The following is an 18,100-nucleotide window of genomic DNA, read 5'->3' as shown; positions in this document are numbered from 1 at the left end:
CCCATGGACCTCGGATTAAAAGGAAAAATTGCCCTGGTGGCTGCGGCCAGCAAGGGCCTGGGCCGCGCCGTGGCCGAAGAGCTGGCCGCCGAAGGCGCCTCGCTGGTGCTTTGCGCCCGCGGCGATGAAGCCCTGCAGGAAACCTGCGCCGCCATTGAGGCGGCCCACGGCGTACCTGTGTTGGGCGTGGCGGCCAACGTGGCCGACCCTGCCGATGTGGCCCGCTTGGTGCAGGCCGCCATGGACCGCTTCGGGCGCGTCGATATCCTCGTCACCAACGCCGGCGGGCCGCCCGCCGGCACATTCGACACCCTAAGCCGCGAAATGTGGGAGTCGGCCACGCACTTGCTGCTTACCAGCGTGGTGGAGCTCACGCGCGCCGTGCTGCCCGGCATGAAGGAGCGGGGCTGGGGCCGCATTCTCAACGTGACGTCCATTGCGGCCAAGCAGCCGGTGGAGAACCTGCTGCTTTCGAACAGCCTGCGGGCCGCCGTGACCGGCATGGCCCGGACGCTGGCCAACGAAGTGGCTCCATTTGGCGTCACGGTCAACAACATTCTGCCGGGCTACACGCGCACTGAGCGGGTGGTGAACCTAGCCGATGCCGTGGCCGCCCGCGACGGCATTTCGGCCGCCGACGCCACGGCCCGCTGGGAAGCCGAAATCCCGATGCGGCGCCTGGGCGAGCCCCGCGAGTTTGCGGCGCTGGCAGCTTTTTTATGTTCTGAGCGCGCCAGCTACATGACCGGCAGCTCGATTGCCGTAGACGGCGGCTGGATTCGCTCTTTGCTGTAAGGGCGCTGGGCGAGACAATATTAAATAACTGTCTTGCCAAGCCGAGCAAAGTATCGTCACCGCCTCGTCTGTCATGCTGAGCGGAGCGAAGCATCTTATCACCGCCGAACGATTAACTCGGACGTGATAAGGTCCTTCGCTACGCTCAGGATGACAGACGAGGCGGTGACGGTGTTTTGGCTGCGCTCAGCATGCCCGTGTTGAAGTGTCTGTTTTCTGCCGCCCAACAAGTCCGTAGCCATCCGGTTATCGCTGCTATTTATGCCCACACGGGCACCGCTATGAAACAAGAAAAATTGCTGCTATATCTGCTCGCAGCCGTGCAGTTTACCAACATTCTGGACTTCGTTATAATGATGCCGCTGGGGCCGCAGCTGATGCCGCAGCTTGGCATTAGCCCCAGGCAGTTTGGGATGGTTATCTCGGCTTATACTTTCAGTGCGGGGACTACGGGCCTGGCAGCGGCCTTTTTCCTGGACCGCTTCAACCGTAAGACGGCGCTGCTGGCCCTGTACCTGGGCTTTGGCTTGGGCACGGTGGCGTGTGCCCTGGCGCCCGGCTACGGCTGGCTGGTGGCGGCGCGGGTGCTCACTGGGGCGTTTGGTGGGGTACTGGGCTCGCTGGTGCTGGCCACCGTGGGCGACGCCGTGCCTGAAAGTCGCCGGGGGCAGGCCCTTGGCATCGTGATGGGAGCGTTTTCGGTGGCCTCGGTGGTGGGCGTGCCGCTGGGCCTATACCTGGCCAGCCACTTCTCCTGGCACCTGCCCTTCCTCGTATTGGGTGGGCTGAGCTTGATTATTTGGGCGGTTATCTACTTCGTGATGCCCGACATGCGCGGGCACATCGGTCCCCGGGCGGTGCCATTTGGCGAGCGGGCCGCGGCAGTGTTTGGGCTGTTCCGCAATGCCTCGGTGCGCTTCGCCCTGCTGCTCACGGCCCTGATGATGCTGGGGCATTTCAGCGTCATTTCCTTCATGAGTCCTTATTTGGTGAGCAACGTGGGCTTCACCAATGCGCAGCTGAGCTACGTGTACCTGGTGGGCGGGGCCGTCACGCTCGTTACCTCGCCGCTGGCGGGGCGGCTGTCCGACCGCTACGGCAAGGTGCCGGTGTTCACGCTGTTCACGCTCGCCACCTTGCCGGTGATGTTAATTCTCACCCGGCTCACGCCCGCGCCGCTGCCTCAGGTGCTGTTTTTGGCGGCGCTGCTGTTTGCGGTCAGTGGGCGGTTTGTGCCGGCCACGGCCTTGGCTACGAGCGTGGTGCCGCCTCAGCAGCGCGGCTCCTTTATGAGTTTGAATTCATCGGTGCAGCAGCTGGCGGCGGGCACGGCGGCCTACCTGGCCGGCCTCATCGTGGTCAAAACCGCTGGCGGCAGCCTATTGCATTTCGAATGGGTGGGCTACATGGCCGTGGCCGGCAACTTGCTTAGTTTGTTGGTGGTGCGCCGCATCGGTGCGGCGGTTCCCGAGGCGCTGGTGCCCGCGGCCGCCGTGCCCGTGGCTGCGGAATAAGGCGGCCCGCAAGCAACATGTTTGGGTAAGTACGAGTAGGAGAAGTCCGACATTTCTCAACAGGCCGCCCAGCGCTTTCAACTCATTACCCCTGCTGCTTTGCCGAATACCCTTGCCCAGCGCCAGAAGATGCTCACGTTTGCCGGCGTGCTGCTAGCTATGTTTCTCGGCGCGCTCGACCAAACCATCGTTTCCACGGCCCTGCCGCGCATCGCGAATGAACTGAACGGCCTAGAGCGGTTTACCTGGGTGGCCACCGCATATCTGGTGGCGAGCACGGCCCTGGTGCCCATCTACGGCAAGCTGGCCGACATGTACTCGCGCCGCAAGATTGAGGTGACAGCTGTCATTATTTTCCTCGTGGGCTCCATGTTGTGCGGGCTGGCGGGCGAGTTTGGCCCCTTGCCGCTTATCGGCGATGGCATGAACCAGCTGGTGATTTTTCGGGCCGTGCAGGGGCTGGGGGGCGCCGGGCTGTTTGCAATGGCCTTCATTATTATCGCCGACTTGTTTCCACCTGCCGAGCGCGGCCGCTACCAGGGTTTTACGGGCGCCGTGTTCGGTACCTCGTCGGTGCTCGGGCCCTTCCTGGGCGGCTTTCTCACCGACCACGGCAGCAACCTGATTCCGGGCGTGGAAGGGTGGCGGCTGGTGTTCTACGTAAACCTGCCGCTGGGCCTGCTAGCGCTGTGGTTTATTCTGACGCAGATGCCGGCCCTGCGCCCGCGCAGCCAGCCCAAACCCTTCGACTACATCTCGGCCGTGCTGCTCATGCTGGGCCTGGTGCCGCTGGTGACGGCCCTGCAGCTGAACAAGGCCGAGTACGGCTGGACCAGCCCTTTTACCTTGGGCCTGCTGGCCGTGGCGGTGACTTCTCTGGTCGCTTTCGTGTTTCGCAGCCTGCGCCACGAGAACCCTATTCTCGACTTCAGCCTGTTTAAAAACCCGGTTTTTCGCACGGCTAACGCCGCGTTGTTTCTGCTGGGCGGGGCGTTTCTGGGCATCATCATTTTTGAGCCCCTGTTTATGGTGAACGTGCTCGGAGCTTCGGCCACTCGGGCGGGCGTCAGCCTCATTCCGCTCTCGATGGGCGTGGTGGCGGGCTCGCTGCTGGCCGGGCAAATGGTGTCGCGCTTCGGCCACTACAAGCGCTGGATGCTAGCGGGCATTGTGGTGCTGCTCGGGGGGCTTTCGCTGCTGGCCACCATGCCCGAAAACGTGAGCTACTACCAAGTGCTGGGCTATTTGCTGCTGTGCGGCATCGGGCTGGGGCCCACCATGCCGCTCTACACGCTGGCCATTCAAAACGCCATTGAGCCGCACTTGTTGGGCCAGGCCACCTCGGCCAGCCAGTTTTTCCGGCAGATTGGCGGGGCCATCACGGCCTCGGTGCTGGGCGCGGTGCTCACCTTCACGCTGGCGCAATACATGCCCGCCGCAGGCACGCCCCCCCTGACGCCGGTGCAGGAAAGGGTAATAGGCGAGGGACCGGAATTGCCAGCCGCTGCAAGTGGCAGTGCAGCTTCGCCGCAGATGCGGGCCGCGTTTTCAAAAGCCATTTCGCGGGTGTACTTGGTTAATATTTTTCTGGTGTCATGCGCCTTATTGATGACGCTGTTTGTGCCGGAGCTGCCGTTGCGCAAGACGCATGGCGAGGCCCCACCGCCCGCGGAGTGAGCCGGCAGTTGCTGGAAAACCGACTACCTTCGCCTCGTTGGTTTTCGGTTTGATTTCCTTCAATCAGCGGACGGTTTTCGGCCGGGGCCTCGGCCCCGACGGAAATTAAAAGGGAATCGGGTGCAACTCCCGAACAGACGCGCTACTGTAAATTTCCCGGCCCGGGTGGGCCGGAGCAGGTGGCCCCGCACATGCCCATTGGCTCGCTGTATGCGGGCCGAGAAGGGTGGGGCTCACCCGAAACAAGTCAGGAGACCTGCCGGCCGCCGAGTGATGCTGCCCTCGCGCTTTGGGGCTGGCATCGGCTGTGCAGTGCCGCCGCGCTTGGGCGTGGCTGGGGCGTGGTGCATCCGGTGGCGGGTTCAAAGCAAACTGGGTTGAAAGCAAGCCAAAGTCGTTTCCACCTTTTTTGCCCCGACCCATGCTCCTTGCCGACCGCATTGCCCGCGCCGAGACGCGTATTTTCAAAGCCGTCTTCCCCAACACCACCAACCACTACGATACCCTTTTCGGCGGTACCACCCTTATGCTCATGGACGAGGTTGGCTTTATCACGGCCACTCGCTTTTCGCGTTTGAAAATGGTCACCGTTTCCTCCGAGCGGGTCGATTTCACGCACCCCATTCCGGGCGGCTCATTGGTGGAGCTGGTGGGCACCGTAGAACACGTGGGCCGAACCAGTTTGAAAGTGCGCGTTGAGCTGTTTGTGGAGCAGATGTATTCCGACGAGCGCCACAAGGCCGTCACGGGCCTATTCACGTTTGTAGCCGTAGACGAGCACAAGCGGCCCTTGTGCATTCTGGAACCCGGCCCGGATGTGGTGTCCGCAGCCTAAATGAGAATCCTGACGTGGCCTGCCAGCGCTCAAAAGGTCGGCGGGCCGCGTCTTTACTTACCTAGCCCCACCCAGCCGCGCTGCATGGCGTAGTACACGGCCGTGCCTACCACCAGCCCCACGAGGTAGCCATAGGGCAGCCCGGCGCAGAGCAGGCCCACCAGCAGCGCCACCAGCCAGTCGGCGGGCCGGCCGCTCATGTCGCGCAGCAGCGTTGCCAGAGTTAGGGCCTCAAACAGCAGCAGCACGCCCAGAATAGGCAGCGGAAATATCTGAACCACCTGCTGAAACCCCTGGCTGAAAAACAAGCCCAGCACCAAAAACAACCCGCCGTATATCACCACCGAGCCGCCCGTGCGGGCCCCAAACGCGTAGTGCCCCACCATGCCGCCCGAGCCGTGGCACACCGGGAAGCCCCCGAAAAAAGGACTCACCAGGTTCATCAGCGAATACGTGAAGCTGATTTTGCGCACCGTCAGGTTGCGTTCCGGGAAGTAGTCGGCCGCAATCTGTCGCGTGGCTAGCACCGAATTACCCAGCGACAGCGGTATCTGGGGCAGCGCCAGCAGCACGGCGCCGGTGAGAATATCGGCCGTTTGGGGAATGTGCCAGGAGGGCAGGTGCAGGCCTATTGCTCGCTGAGCTGTAGCCAAATCGAGCCTAAAAACCAGTGCATACGCCACGCCCAGGGCAATGACGACCAGGGCAGCCGGCCAGCGTCGGTTGCCCAGTAGCGCCACCGTCACCACAAACGCGACGGCCGCCAGCGCAAAGCCCGGCACGCCATAGGCAGGCACGTATTCTTTAAGCGCCAGCGTGGCCAGCTGCAGGGCCAGCCCAAACTGAATGCCCCGCACCACCGGCTTGGGCACCAGCCGCGCCAGTGCATCAATCAGCCCCGTTACCGAAAGCAGAAACATGCTGACCCCAATGGCCAGTCCGCCCCCAAAAATGATGCGGCCCGGTATCTTCTGGGCAATCACCAGCGCGGCAAAGGCCTTGAGCGGCTGCACGGGCATGGGCATGCGGTACCACAGTCCCGAAAACACCTGCATCAGCCCGAACAGGATGAGCACGCCGGCACTGTCCACGCCCGAGGCGGCAATGACGCCGATGAGTAGCGGTAAGTCGGTGCCTAAGTCGCCAAAGGCGCCGGCCAGTTCGTTGCGGTCGAAGCGAATGGGCGGGCGGGCAGGAGCGGGGCGAGTGAGTGTTGGCAATTCCACAGGGGCAAAGGTCGGGCAGTAGCGCGAACTCTGTAGTTCGCGTCCCCGCGCATTTCGAATCCGTTGAACGGCGTGGGGACGCGAACTACAGAGTCCCTGCCGGGCACGGTCGCGCTACTTCGCACTACTGCGGCTACTGCGGCTCGGCTTTTTCGGCTACTTCCTCGGCTACTTCGCCCAGGTATTCGCCGCTGCTTAGGTCGCGCCGGCGCCGGAAGTTCAGGCGCAGGGGCTTCAGGCGTTTGCCCAGCACGGCTTCGGCCATGTCGTGGTCGAGGGCGCCTTCGTTGTGGGCCAGGAAGATGGTGGCCACCCCGTTGCCAATGAAGTTGGTGATGGAGCGGGCTTCTGACATAAACCTATCCACGCCCAGCAACAGGGCCAGGCCTTCCACTGGAATCACTTTCATGGCCGTGAGCGTGCTGGCCAGCACCACAAAGCCGCTGCCCGCCACGCCGGCAGCGCCCTTGCTGGTGACCATCAGGATGCCCATCATGGTAATAATCTGGCCGGTCGATAAGTCGACGTGGAACACCTGGGCCAAAAACAGCGTGGCCAGAGAGAGGTAGATGGTGGTGCCATCAAGGTTGAAGGAGTAGCCTGTGGGCACCACCAGCCCCACCACCGGCTGGGCACAGCCCATGCCTTCCAGCTTTTCCATGAGGCCCGGCAGGCCGGCTTCCGACGACGAAGTGCCCAGCACAATGAGCAGCTCGGCCTTGATGTACTTGAGAAACGACCACATGCCAATGCCCGCAAAGCGCAGAATGCTGCCCAAAATCAAGAAAATGAACACCGCCATGGTCAGGTACACCGTCACCATCAATTTGCCCAGGGGCAGCAGCGTGGCAATGCCGTACTTGCCAATGGTGTAGGCCATGCCGCCAAATGCCCCAATGGGCGCGAACAGCATCACAAAGTGCAGCCCCCGAAACACATATTTGGAAGCGGTTTTCAGGACGTGAATGATGGGCTTGCGGCCGCCATACTTGCTGAGGGCAATGCCAAGAACGATGGCAATGAGCAGCACCTGTAGGGTCAGGTTGTCGGCCAGGAAATGCCCCCAGGAAAACGTGCCCGCCCGCTTGGTGTACTCGCCCACGGCCGCCCCGCTCAGGCTGCCCACGGCCACGCCATCGCCGGGGCGCACCACGGCCGCCACCACCACGCCAATGAGCAGCGCCAGCGTAGTCACAATCTCAAAGTACAGCAAGGCCTTGCCTCCAATGCGCCCCACCTTCTTAAGGTCGCCCATGGTGCTGATGCCCAGCGTAATGGTGAGGAAGATGATGGGGTTGATGAACAGCTTAACCACATCGATAAAGCCCTTGCCGAGCGATTCCATCCTCACGGCAGTGGGCGGCGCAAAGTGCCCCAGCAGCGCCCCGGCCACAATGGCCAACAACACCCAAAGGGTGAGGTTGCGGGTGAGTTTTTGTAGTGTCATGACTTGGGAGCGTAGGGCGGGCCAGAAGGGAGCCAGCCTGGTTTGAAAGGGTAAAAATGGGTAGTCGGAACCCAATTGGCCGGCATGCGGCCTTTAGTTGTTCAGCCACCATCCCAACAGGGCCAGCAGCGGCAGCGAGAGCGGAATGCCCAGGCCTACCATTTGGGCGGCCAGGGGCGGGTCGAGGCCGTAGCGGTCGGCCACGGCCGCGGCGGTGTTCATGGGGCCAATGGCGGCGCCCAGCACGCAAAGGTCGACCGTGGAGCCGTGCCGCTGAGCCAGGCCCTGGTACACGGCCCACACCAGCAAAGGCGCCAGCAGCAGCTTGTAGCCCAGCCCGAGACTCAGCAGTCGCACTTGTGCCCGGGGCACTACCAAGCGCATTTGCAGGCCCACCGAAAGCAGGGCAATAACTGGAAACGGCGAGCTCAGCCGCTCCAGCACGCCGCGCACCAGGGCCGGGTGCCGGTAGCCCGCCGCATTGGCCCCCACGGCCAGCACGAAGGCTAAAAATGGCGGGAACCGCAGCACATTCAAGCCCATGGCGCGCCACGACGGTTTGGCCTCCCCGTACCACGAGCCCACCACTACGCCCAGCGTTACACAAATCAAAATCGAGCCACCAAGACTCATCACTATGCCCATTTCAAGGCCGGGCTTGCCGTAGAGCATTTCAAAAATGGGAAACCCCACAAACGACACGCTGCTAATTCCACCAGTCAAAATCAGGGCGCCCACCGTGCCGCGGGGCAGCGCTAAGTGCCGTCCCAGGACCGCGAAAAACAGCCAGCCGGCCCCAAAAATCAGCCAGGGCATGAGCATGGGCAGCAAAAACCGCTGGTCGAGCTGGGCCTCCGCCAAATGCAGAAAGGTGAGGGCCGGCAGCAGCACGGCTATGAGTACCTGATTGAGGATGACGTGCGAGCCGGGCGGCACCAGCCGCCAGCGCCGCAGCGCCGCGCCCAACCCTAGGCATACCAGCAGCAGAACCAGGTTTGTCATGGGGTTGGGAAATGAAAGAACGTCATGTCGAGCGCAGCCGAGACATCTCGCTCGCGTCGTTGTACCGATTAAATTACTGCTGCACGCGAGATGTCTCGGCCGCGCTCGACATGACGTTCATTACCATAAGTCCGAATGCCCGTTAGAACGTCAGGGTGGCGTTGGCGTAGTAGTAGGCCCCGTTGAAGCCGAACTGCGCCACGTTGCGCGAGTAGGGAATTTCGCCGTTAGAGTAGCTGGCAAACCGGGCGGCGTCCACCTTGTCGGGATACACGTTGGTGATGTTGTTGGCGCCCAGCGTCACCGATACCACCTTGGCGGGGTTGTACACCAGGGCTAAGTCGTACAGCGTCTTGCCGGCAAACTTCTGGCTGATGTGCGGCGGGTTGGGACGGGCCGCCGTGGCCACCGGCTTCTCAAACGCCGTAACCGAACCGAAGTACGAAGCCCGGGGCGTGATGCTGAACTTGCCAAATGAATACGTGGCCGAGAGCAGTATCTTCTGGCGGGGCTGGGCGCGTTCAATCAGCCCGATGCTCACGGTGTCAATCAGCAGAATGCGGTTGGGGGTGCCAGCCTGCAGCGCGGCGGGCGTGTCGCGGGTGCCCACGATGTTGGTGGCGTTGAAGGTCAGGGCCAGGCTGGTGCTCAGGCGGCTGCGCTCGCTGAAATCGGTTTTGTAGGTGGTCACCAAGTCGATGCCGCGGGTGCGGGTGTCGATGGCGTTGGTGAAGAAGCGGATTTCGCTGATGTCGGTGAAAGCGGGCGTTTGCAGGGCCCGGATGCCCGTGTTGGTGGCCGCGCTGCCCTTAATCAGCCGCTCGCTGTTGATGATGCGGTCGGCAATGTCGATTTGATACGCGTCGAGGGTAAACAGCACGTTCTCGGTGAGCTTGGCGGCCACGCCCACGCTGTAGTTCCAGGAGGTTTCGGCTTTGGGGGCGGCCACGCCCAGGGGCACTAAGCGCGGGTCGTTATTGCGTAGCTGCTTGGTTTGCACGATTTCGCCGCTCTGCACCGTAGAAGTGGTTACGCTGTTGAAAGTTTGCTGCAGCGACGGGGCCCGGAAGCCGCGGTTGATGGAGCCGCGCAGTGAAATACCCTCCGTAATCTTGAAGCGGGAAGCAAACTTGCCCGAAATGTTGCTGCCAAAATCCGAGTAGTTCTCATAGCGCAGGGCCGTGGTCAGCAGCAGGCGCTCGGTGAGGTCGCTTTCCACGTCTACGTACACGCCCACGTTGGTGCGGGTGGTGTTGGTTTCGTCGTCGGGCGCAATGCCGGGCCGGCCGCTGGAACCGGGCGCCTTGGCCGTGCGGGCGGGGGTGGTTGGGGTAGCCGGCGCCGCCAGGGCAAACGGCCCCACGAAGTACGATTCCGGGCTACCCCGCTCCAACTCAAACCGGTCGACGCGGAACTGGCTGCCCAACGCAACGTTGAAAGACTGGGTGCCGAACAATCCCTCGTAGTTGCGCGACACGTTTACCTCGCTCGTGCTCTGGCCAAAGGCGCTGCGGCCCACAAAAAAATCAGTGGGAGAGTCAGCCCCCATCGACGGGTTGGCGGTTCTGTTGGCGTTCAGGTCCAGGAAGTTGTAGCCGTAGCCGGTGCTGAAGTCCAGGTTCCAGCCGCCGGCCAGCTTGCGGTTGAGGCCCACCACGGCCGAGTAGTCGTCGCTGCGGCCGGGCAGTTCGGGCAGGTAGCCGTTGGGGTGGCGGGGGCTGTAGTTTACGTTGTTGGGCTGGGCGTTGCGGAAGAAGCCGTAGGCCAGAATGTCCTTCCGTGAATACCCGCCAAAGCTATAAACCGACCAGCCGGCTCCGCCCACGGGCACGCTTAGGTTGTAGAAGCCTTGGTAAATATTGGCCTGGTTGCTGCCATACACGCCTACTGTGAAGGGCTGCCCCACCTGGGGGTAGATGCTGCCCCGTTCCGTCCGGATGCGGTTTTCATTCGCGATTTGAGTGGCCGAGGGCTGCGCCGGCAGCGCCGGAAAAGCCGTATAAATGCCGCCCACGTAGTTGTCGCTGCGATTGGTTTGCTCCTGACGCTGGTACTGCAGCGTCATGTTGAGGTAGCCGGGGTTGGTTTTGCCCAGCTTCAGGCCGTAGTTGGCGCCGGCCAGGTACTGGGCGCCGTCGCCTTCCTTGGTAATGCCGTACTGGGTGCGCACCGTGGCAATGCCCGTGCTCTTGTTTAGCCCGAGGTTAATAACGCCGGCAATGGCGTCGGAGCCGTACTGCGCGGCCGCGCCGTCGCGCAGCACCTCAATGCGCTCAATGGCCAGCGCGGGCACGGCGTTCAGGTCGGTTACCACCGTGCCCGAGCCCACGGTCACGTTCAGGTTCAGGGCCGAAAACTGGTGGCGGCGCTTGCCGTCTACCAGCACCAGCACCTGGTCGGGCGAGAGGCCGCGCAGCGTGGCCGGGTCGGCGTAGTTGGCCACGCCATTCACGCCGGTTTTGGCCGAGTTGAAAGAGGGCGAGTTGAACTGCACCTGCTGGCCCAGGTCGACCTGGCCGGTGGCCTGCAGCTCGCGGGCGTTGAGCACGTCGACGGGCGAGGGGCGCTCCACGTCGGTGCGGGGCAGGCCGCGCGAGCCCACCACCACCACGTCAGTCAGGTCGGTGGCACTGATGGCCAGGCGCACCTCAAAGTATTCGCGGGTGCCCACTACAATTTGTTGGGTTTTGAAGCCGATAGCCGAAACCACCAGCGTAGCGCCCGGCTGCACCCGCAGCGAAAACCGGCCCTGGCCATCGGTGCCAGTGCCGTTGTTGGTGCCCTGTTCCAGCACGGTGGCGCCCGCCATGGGCTGCCCATCGCCGTCGAGTACCCGGCCGCTGATGGGCACATCGGCCGCCAGCACCGCTGGCGTAACCGTGAGGGTTAGGGGGGCCAGCAAAATGCCGCTGGCCACCACTTCGTACTTAATATTCAGCGGGCCGAATAAGGAATGCAGCACCCCACTCAGGGGCTGGTCCACGGCTTCCACGCTCACGCGGCGCTCGGCACCAATGAGCTGCTGGCTGTATAGGAAGTGAATATTAACCTGGCTTTCGATGGTGCTGAGTACCGTTTTTACCGGCTGTTCGGCAAGACTGATGGTCACGTGGCGGGCCAGAATATTGTCCCCGTTTGGCCCGCCGGCTACCGCGGCTTCAGCAGCCAGCAGCATAAGCAGCACCACCAGCGCCGCATGATAAACCCGCCCGAGAGGACGAAAAAACAGTAAGGAACGGTTCATAAAAGAAATGGATTTGGTGGGAATTTTGAGATGAAGAGAAAGTGTGGCCGTGCGCTATTCGCTGTGGCAGCCGCGGCTGCGGAAGACGATTTTCTCGTCTTCGCGCTCGTAGCTGGCGCCAAGCGTTCGGCAGAGCAAGTCCAGTTTGTCGAAGAGCGACTCGCGCCCAAAAGCCAGGCTCACGGTGCAGTTGGCCAGGGCGGCGCCGTCGTAGAGAATGGGCACGCCGTACGCCGCCTGGAGCGAGGCCAGCACCTCGGCCACCGGCCGCTCGTTGAAGGTGAGCAGCTGGGGTGCGAGCTGGGCCGGTTGTGCCACCAGCTCGCGCCGCAGCTCCGGCGCGGCAGCCGAATACACCACTTGTTGGTTGGGCAGCAGCACAATGGCGGCCGGGGTTGCCCGCTGGGCATCGGCCAACGGCGCGGGGCTGGGGGCTACGCGCACGCGGCCGGTGCGCACCATCACGGCTGCCTCGGCCTGCCCGGGGAAGGCCCGAACCGTGAAACTGGTGCCCAGCACGGTGGTTTCCAACTTGTTGGTCAGCACCCGGAAGGGGTGGCGCGCGTCGTGCGCCACCTCAAAGAAGGCTTCACCGGAGAGCGTCACGCGCCGGTCCGGACCGTCGAAGCGCTTGGGGTAGTGCAGGCGGCTGTTCGGCTGCAAGGTCACGGTGCTGCCATCGGCCAAGGCGACTTTGGTTGCTTTTGTGGTTGGGTTGGTGCAGGTAATCCAGCCATTGGCGGCGCCAAAGCGCACCACCGCGGCGCTACTCAAAGCAGCCTTAGTGCCCACGGCCGGCCGCTGCAGGGCCACGAGCACGGAAAGCCCAACACCCAGCACCACAATAGCCGCCGCGGCCCAGCGCAGTGCAGGCGAGTGCCATAGCGCGGGCTTTGGCTGCACCTGGGCCTGCACTTGGCGCCACATCCTGGCCTTGGCGGCGTTAGCTTCGGCTGGCGTGGGGGGTGTGGGCCGGGGCATGTCGCGCGCTTCGTACCACTGCTCCACGGTCCACGCTTCGCCCTCGGTGCAATCGTCGTGCAGGTAGCGCTTGAGTAGTTCTGCTAAGTAGGGTTTCTTCATGGAGAGCCAGCCCAAGCGGGGCCATATCTCCTAGTCGGCTCAGCAGGTTACATCCCTAGTCTTCAGCTAAAAATATTTTTTGGCGCCTGCGAAAGGCTGTGCAAAGCGTGACTTTCCTTTTGCCTATTCAGATAGCGGCTTAGTTATAAAGCTGAACCAGCGCCAGACCCACTACCAAGAAGTCCCTCAGGTAAGCCCGCAGCAGGCGCAGCGAGCGGGACAGGTGGTATTCTACCGTTTTGGGCGAAACCTGGAGGCGGGCCGCAATTTCCGGCACCGATTGGTGCTCCTGCCGGCTCAGCCGAAACACCTCGCGGGAGTGGTCGGGGAGGTTGCGCAAGCTGGCATCGAGCGCCTGCGTTAGGTCGGTGGCGGCCACGGTTTCCTCGGTACAGCAGTTGGGAGCGTTGAAGCGGTTCGGGCTGCTGGCAGCGTAGGTTTTGCGCACCAGCTGGGCCCGCACGCAATCAATCACCTTGTATTTCAGTGCTGAAAACAGGTAGCTATCCAATTGCTGGATGTTGGCAGTGTGGCGCTTGTTCCAGAGCGTCACAAATAAGTCCTGCACCACTTCTTCGGCATCTTCGTGGCGGCCCAGCTTGCGCACAGCTTGTTGGTGTAGGGGCTGCCAATACCGTTCATAAATCTCCGCAAAGGCCTTTTCGTCATCCTGCGCTAGCGCACGCACCAATTCATCATTGTCCCAGGTAGCGAGGGTAGCAGCGGTACTCGTTGAGGACAACACGCGCATGGGATGCTTGATTAAGCAATAGACTAAAGCGTTGGACTGATAGAATAGAAGCGGTGAGGAACGGTATTACTAGCTTAAAAGAGAAGTGCCAAGCACTTGGCAAATAATGCTCTTAACATCCTACTGCAATATACTGTTTTAATCCCACAATATGTGCTTGTTAGTACCGAAATCGATTGCGGATTTTTTTTAGTAGTGGCAACCCTGTTTAGCCTCGCTATTCAGCCTTGTCGGGCCCGTTGCCGTTTTCGTTTTATTATACCTTTCGTTTTCTTGCTATTTATGGAGCCCGCTATTCTGTTGCCCGCCGCCAGCTACGAGTTTGCCACCATTCAGAAAGTGAGCGGCGCCGGCCCGCCCGTGTCGGCCTCCGACCAGCTCGCGGCCGAGGAGCCGCTGGAAATCCGCGTGGGCTACGAGGCCGACGGGCAGCGCCAGCACCGCACCTTGTCGGTCACCATGCGCACGCCCGGCCACGACGAGGAGCTAGCCGCCGGCTTTCTGCTTACCGAAGGCATTATTCAGCAAAAAGCCGACCTGCTGGGCATCATTCCCTGCCCCGACGTGCAGAAAGCCGAAGAAGCCGGCAACGTGACCCGCGCCGAGCTCGCCGCCCACGTCAAGGTCGATTTTGCGGCCATGGAGCGGCATTTCTACACCAGTTCCAGCTGCGGCGTGTGCGGCAAAACCAGCATCGACGCTGTGCGCACTGCCTCCTGCCCCGTGCTGCCCACCAACGGCCCCTACCTCGCCTACGACACCGTGCATCAACTGCCCGAGCGCCTGCGCGCCGCCCAAGCCGGCTTCGAGCAAACCGGCGGGCAGCACGCCTCGGCGCTGTTTTCGCCCGCTGGCGAGCTGCTGCTGCTGCGCGAAGACGTGGGCCGCCACAACGCTCTGGATAAGGTCATCGGAGCTGCGCTGCTGGCCGACTGGTTGCCTCTGCACCAGCATGTGCTGCTGGTGAGCGGCCGCGTCAGCTTTGAGTTGGTGCAAAAAGCGGCGGCGGCGGGCATTGGCATAATTGCGGCCGTAGGAGCCCCCAGCAGCCTGGCGGTGCAGGCCGCTGAAAGCTTTGGAATGACGGTATTAGGCTTCGTGCGGCAGCAGCGCTACAATATTTACAGTGGCGCCTGGCGGATTATCAGCGGTCAGGAACAGAGCTGAACGGTAGGTTATTATAATATGAGTCAGACCGTCCTTGCCTGTTTTTCTTCGTAAACACTCATTCCTGCTTTCAACCCAATTGTTATGAAACTCCGCTTCGAAGACCATTCCATTCGCCTCCGCCTCTCCGAAACCGAAGTGGCGCACTTTGCCCAAACCGGCCGGGTTGCGGTGGTGGTGCCGCTGGGCCTTTCCGAACGCGAAAACCTGACCTACGCGCTGGAACGCTCCGAATCAGAAGAATTCCGCATTACCCACGGCGCGGGCGCCATCACGGTGAAGGTGCCGGCCGCCCTGGCCACGCAGTGGACCAGCACCGACCAAAACGGCCTTTCTGCCACGCTCATGATGGGCGAGAGCCAACCACTGAAGGTGTTGGTGGAGAAAGATTTGGACTGCAAACATTAGCTCGCCAGAGGAGCCATGCGGTTTTGTAGCCGCTCACGCCCCACCTGCTGATATGCGGCACGGCGGCCGGTGCGGGGCATTCTAGAGTCGACAAGCGCCAGCCACTCGGCGGGTCGCAACTCCCGGGGCCGCTTCTTCGTCTGGATAATAGCCCGGACACCACCTGGCAGTGTCAGTGACGAAATTCCACTACATTGCTTGGACTCACGGCACTAGCTTGAAACAACCGCCAGCTCCGGTGGTTGAAAAAGCTGGGCTGGCACTTTATTAGGCTGTTGTCTCGCCTTGCTTCTCACATTGCCACTTTTCCCACCCGAAACTATGGAAGACTCCCCAGTTGAAGACCCCAGCAAAGCTGGCAAAACCCACCAGCAAGGAGCTGAAGACAACGCGCCCAAAAGCGGCGAGCGCCCCGACCAAGGCAAAGCCCCGGCGCCCAATAACTACACCTCTGACCCCAATAGGACGCACGTGCACGCCCACATTCCCGCCCCCGAAGTAGCCGGTGCCAAGTACCTGAATCCCATTCTGGCGCAGCCGCCGGAAGCCCTCACCGGCCTCAAGCTCGAGCCCCAGCCCAAGGTGGCGGCTGGTGTCACGGCTGTTATCAAGTCCATGCAGTTCAGCTGGGGCGAGAGTGGTGTGAGCCGCGGCACGCAGGTGCTGCTGAAGATGAACCAGAAAGATGGCTTCGACTGCTCGAGCTGCGCCTGGCCCGACCCCGACGAGCACCGCTCGGTGGCCGAGTTCTGCGAAAACGGCGCCAAAGCCAGTGCCTCCGACGCCGACCACCGGCCCGCGGGCCCGGAGTTCTTTGCCAAGTACAGCTTGGCCGAGCTCTCGCGCCTGACCGACCGCGACCAGAACAACGCCGGGCGCCTCACCCACCCCATGGTGAAGCGCCCCGGCGATAACCACTACTCGCGCATCGCTTGGCCCGATGCTTTCCAGATTATCGCCGACAACCTGAACGCCTGCGCTTCGCCCGATGAGGCCGTGTTCTACACCTCCGGCAAGGTGCCCAACGAGCCTGCTTTCCTGTTTCAGCTGTTTGTGCGGCAGTTCGGTACCAACAACCTGCCCGACTGCTCCAACATGTGCCACGAGAGCAGCGGCTCGGCCCTCAGTCCCACGCTGGGCCTGGGCAAAGGCTCCGTTACGCTTAACGACATTCACGAAGCGGAAGTCATCATTGTCATCGGCCAGAACCCCGGCACCAACCACCCGCGCATGCTCTCGGCCCTGCAAAAAGCCAAGCGCAACGGTGCCAAAATCATCAGCGTGAACCCGCTGATTGAAGCTGGTCTGGTGGCCTTCAAAAATCCTCAGGACTTCATGAATCCGCTGCGGGCCCTGGGCGCGCTGCTCGGCGATGGTACCCAACTCACCGACGTGTTTCTGCAAGTGCGCGTCGACGGCGACATGGCCTTGCTGCGCGGCATCATGAAGCACCTCTTCGAGGCCGAGGACATGAACCCCGGCCAGGTGGTGGACCGCAAGTTTGTTGATGAGTTCACGACCGGTTTTGAGTCGTTTGAGCAAAACATCCGCAATACCAGCTGGGAAGACATTGAGTCCGAAAGTGGCATTTCGCGGGTGCAGTTACTTGAGGCGGCCAACATCATCGCCCACAAGCAGAAGATTATTACCTGCTGGGCTATGGGCGTCACGCAGCAGCGCCAGGGCGTGCAAACCATTCAGGAGATTGTGAACCTGCAGCTCATGAAAGGCGCCATTGGCAAGCCTGGCGCGGGCACCTGCCCGGTGCGGGGCCATTCCAACGTGCAGGGCGACCGCACCATGGGCATTTGGGAGCGGGTGTCGCCAAAATTCCGCGAGGCCCTGGGCAAGGAGTTCAACTTCACTCCGCCCACCGAAGATGGCTTTGACGTGGTGGAAGCCATCAAGGCCATGCGCCTGGGCAAAACCAAGGTGTACTTCGGCCTGGGCGGCAACCTGCTGGCCGCCGGCCCCGACACCGAGATGATAGCCGAAGCCATGCGCCGGCAGAAACTAACCGTGTATGTGGGCACCAAGCTCAACCGCGGCCACCTGGTGACCGGCGAAACCAGCCTGCTACTGCCCTGCTTCACGCACGCCGACATCGACATGCAGAGGTCCGGGCAACAGATAACGTCCTGCGAAAACTCCATGGGCGTGGTCAGCCAGAACAAGGGCGTTTTGGTGCCCGTGGCCGGCGAGATGATGAGCGAAGTCGCCATCATCAGCGGCATGGCCATTGCCACGCTGGGCGAAAAAACCAACATCGCCGACTGGGTGGCCATGACGGAGAACTACGATGTTATCCGCGACCACATCTCCCGCGTGATTCCCGGGTTTGAGAACTACAACGAGAAGCTGCGCAAGCCCGGTGGCTTCTACTTGCCCAACGGCCCGCGGGAGCGCAAATTCACCACCGAGAACGGCAAGGCTAACTTCAGCACCACTACGCTGGAAAAGCACACGCTGGAGCCCGACCAACTCGTGCTGATGACCGTGCGCAGCCACGACCAGTTCAACACCACCATCTACGAGTACAACGACCGGTACCGCGGCATCCACGGCGAGCGCCGCGTGCTCTTCATGAACGCCGAGGACATGGCAGCCCGCAGCATCAAAGCCAAGGACCTCATCGACATCACCAGCCATTTTAAGGGCGAGGAGCGTCGGGTCGAAAAGTTCGTGGCCGTGCCCTACGACATCCCGAAGGGCAACGTCTGCGCCTATTTCCCGGAGGCCAACCCGTTGGTGCCCATTTCCAGCGTGGCCAAGGTCAGCAACACGCCCACCTCCAAGTACGTGGTGGTGACGGTGGTGCCCACGGCCGTGAACAACGAGAAACGGGTCAAGGCCCGCGAGGCCATGATGGCGGAGTAAAAGCCTGCTGTAGCAGAAGCATTACCAGGGGAATAACAATTTTTCACAGACTCACTCCTGCGGCCCCAAAAAAG

At 62.0% G+C, this 18,100-nt stretch carries 13 protein-coding genes and 1 riboswitch; of the genes, 7 read left to right on the top strand and 6 right to left on the bottom strand.

Annotated elements, in window-relative coordinates; all coding sequences use genetic code 11:
• Positions 1-3 precede the first annotated feature (3 nt).
• The 4 genes from BMZ66_RS20940 to BMZ66_RS20925 all read left to right on the top strand — a co-directional run bounded on the left by BMZ66_RS20940 (position 4) and on the right by BMZ66_RS20925 (position 4,821).
• Complete coding sequence (locus BMZ66_RS20940) at positions 4-795, top strand: SDR family oxidoreductase (RefSeq protein ID WP_092678062.1); 792 nt, start codon at positions 4-6, stop codon at positions 793-795.
• A gap of 281 nt (positions 796-1,076) precedes the next feature.
• Positions 1,077-2,309 carry an MFS transporter gene (locus BMZ66_RS20935; protein WP_092678060.1) on the top strand — a complete coding sequence of 411 codons (1,233 nt, stop codon included), beginning with the start codon at positions 1,077-1,079 and terminating at the stop codon, positions 2,307-2,309.
• A gap of 99 nt (positions 2,310-2,408) precedes the next feature.
• Positions 2,409-3,986, top strand: coding sequence for an MDR family MFS transporter (locus BMZ66_RS20930; protein WP_234795192.1), 1,578 nt, complete (start codon positions 2,409-2,411; stop codon positions 3,984-3,986).
• A gap of 54 nt (positions 3,987-4,040) precedes the next feature.
• Positions 4,041-4,264, top strand: a riboswitch (cobalamin riboswitch).
• A gap of 143 nt (positions 4,265-4,407) precedes the next feature.
• Positions 4,408-4,821 (top strand): acyl-CoA thioesterase, encoded by a 414-nt coding sequence (locus tag BMZ66_RS20925; RefSeq protein ID WP_092678058.1) that lies wholly within the window; start codon positions 4,408-4,410, stop codon positions 4,819-4,821.
• A 53-nt stretch (positions 4,822-4,874) separates the two neighbouring features.
• On the opposite strand, the gene BMZ66_RS20920 is transcribed toward BMZ66_RS20925, so the two are convergent.
• The 6 genes from BMZ66_RS20920 to BMZ66_RS20895 form a co-directional block, all read right to left on the bottom strand.
• A complete protein-coding gene (locus BMZ66_RS20920) occupies positions 4,875-6,041 on the bottom strand; it encodes a putative sulfate/molybdate transporter (RefSeq protein WP_234795191.1) in 1,167 nt (388 codons plus the stop codon).
• 139 nt (positions 6,042-6,180) lie between these two features.
• Positions 6,181-7,494, bottom strand: coding sequence for a cation:dicarboxylate symporter family transporter (locus BMZ66_RS20915; RefSeq protein ID WP_092678054.1), 1,314 nt, complete (start codon positions 7,492-7,494; stop codon positions 6,181-6,183).
• Positions 7,495-7,587: 93 nt separating this feature from the next.
• Entirely contained in the window at positions 7,588-8,496 is a 909-nt protein-coding gene (locus BMZ66_RS20910; protein ID WP_092678052.1) for an AEC family transporter, read from the bottom strand.
• Positions 8,497-8,638: 142 nt separating this feature from the next.
• Positions 8,639-11,740, bottom strand: coding sequence for a TonB-dependent receptor (locus tag BMZ66_RS20905; protein WP_092678050.1), 3,102 nt, complete (start codon positions 11,738-11,740; stop codon positions 8,639-8,641).
• 54 nt (positions 11,741-11,794) lie between these two features.
• Complete coding sequence (locus BMZ66_RS20900; protein ID WP_143080322.1) at positions 11,795-12,823, bottom strand: FecR family protein; 1,029 nt, start codon at positions 12,821-12,823, stop codon at positions 11,795-11,797.
• A gap of 139 nt (positions 12,824-12,962) precedes the next feature.
• Positions 12,963-13,574, bottom strand: a complete 612-nt coding sequence (locus BMZ66_RS20895) for an RNA polymerase sigma factor (RefSeq protein WP_092678046.1) — start codon at positions 13,572-13,574, stop codon at positions 12,963-12,965.
• 282 nt (positions 13,575-13,856) lie between these two features.
• On the opposite strand from BMZ66_RS20895, the gene fdhD reads away from it, so the two are divergent.
• The 3 genes from fdhD to BMZ66_RS20880 all read left to right on the top strand — a co-directional run bounded on the left by fdhD (position 13,857) and on the right by BMZ66_RS20880 (position 18,026).
• Positions 13,857-14,741 carry a formate dehydrogenase accessory sulfurtransferase FdhD gene (fdhD, locus tag BMZ66_RS20890; RefSeq protein WP_092678044.1) on the top strand — a complete coding sequence of 295 codons (885 nt, stop codon included), beginning with the start codon at positions 13,857-13,859 and terminating at the stop codon, positions 14,739-14,741.
• Between the two features lie 84 nt (positions 14,742-14,825).
• Positions 14,826-15,149 (top strand): DUF7009 family protein, encoded by a 324-nt coding sequence (locus BMZ66_RS20885; protein ID WP_092678042.1) that lies wholly within the window; start codon positions 14,826-14,828, stop codon positions 15,147-15,149.
• Between the two features lie 321 nt (positions 15,150-15,470).
• The gene (locus tag BMZ66_RS20880) at positions 15,471-18,026 is read left to right on the top strand and encodes an FdhF/YdeP family oxidoreductase (RefSeq protein WP_092678040.1); all 2,556 of its coding nucleotides are present in this window, start codon (positions 15,471-15,473) and stop codon (positions 18,024-18,026) included.
• Positions 18,027-18,100: the final 74 nt, after the last annotated feature.

The sequence above is a fragment of the Hymenobacter arizonensis genome, assembly GCF_900115775.1.
Classification (GTDB): domain Bacteria; phylum Bacteroidota; class Bacteroidia; order Cytophagales; family Hymenobacteraceae; genus Hymenobacter; species Hymenobacter arizonensis.
This window is presented reverse-complemented; position numbering and strand designations above follow the sequence as displayed.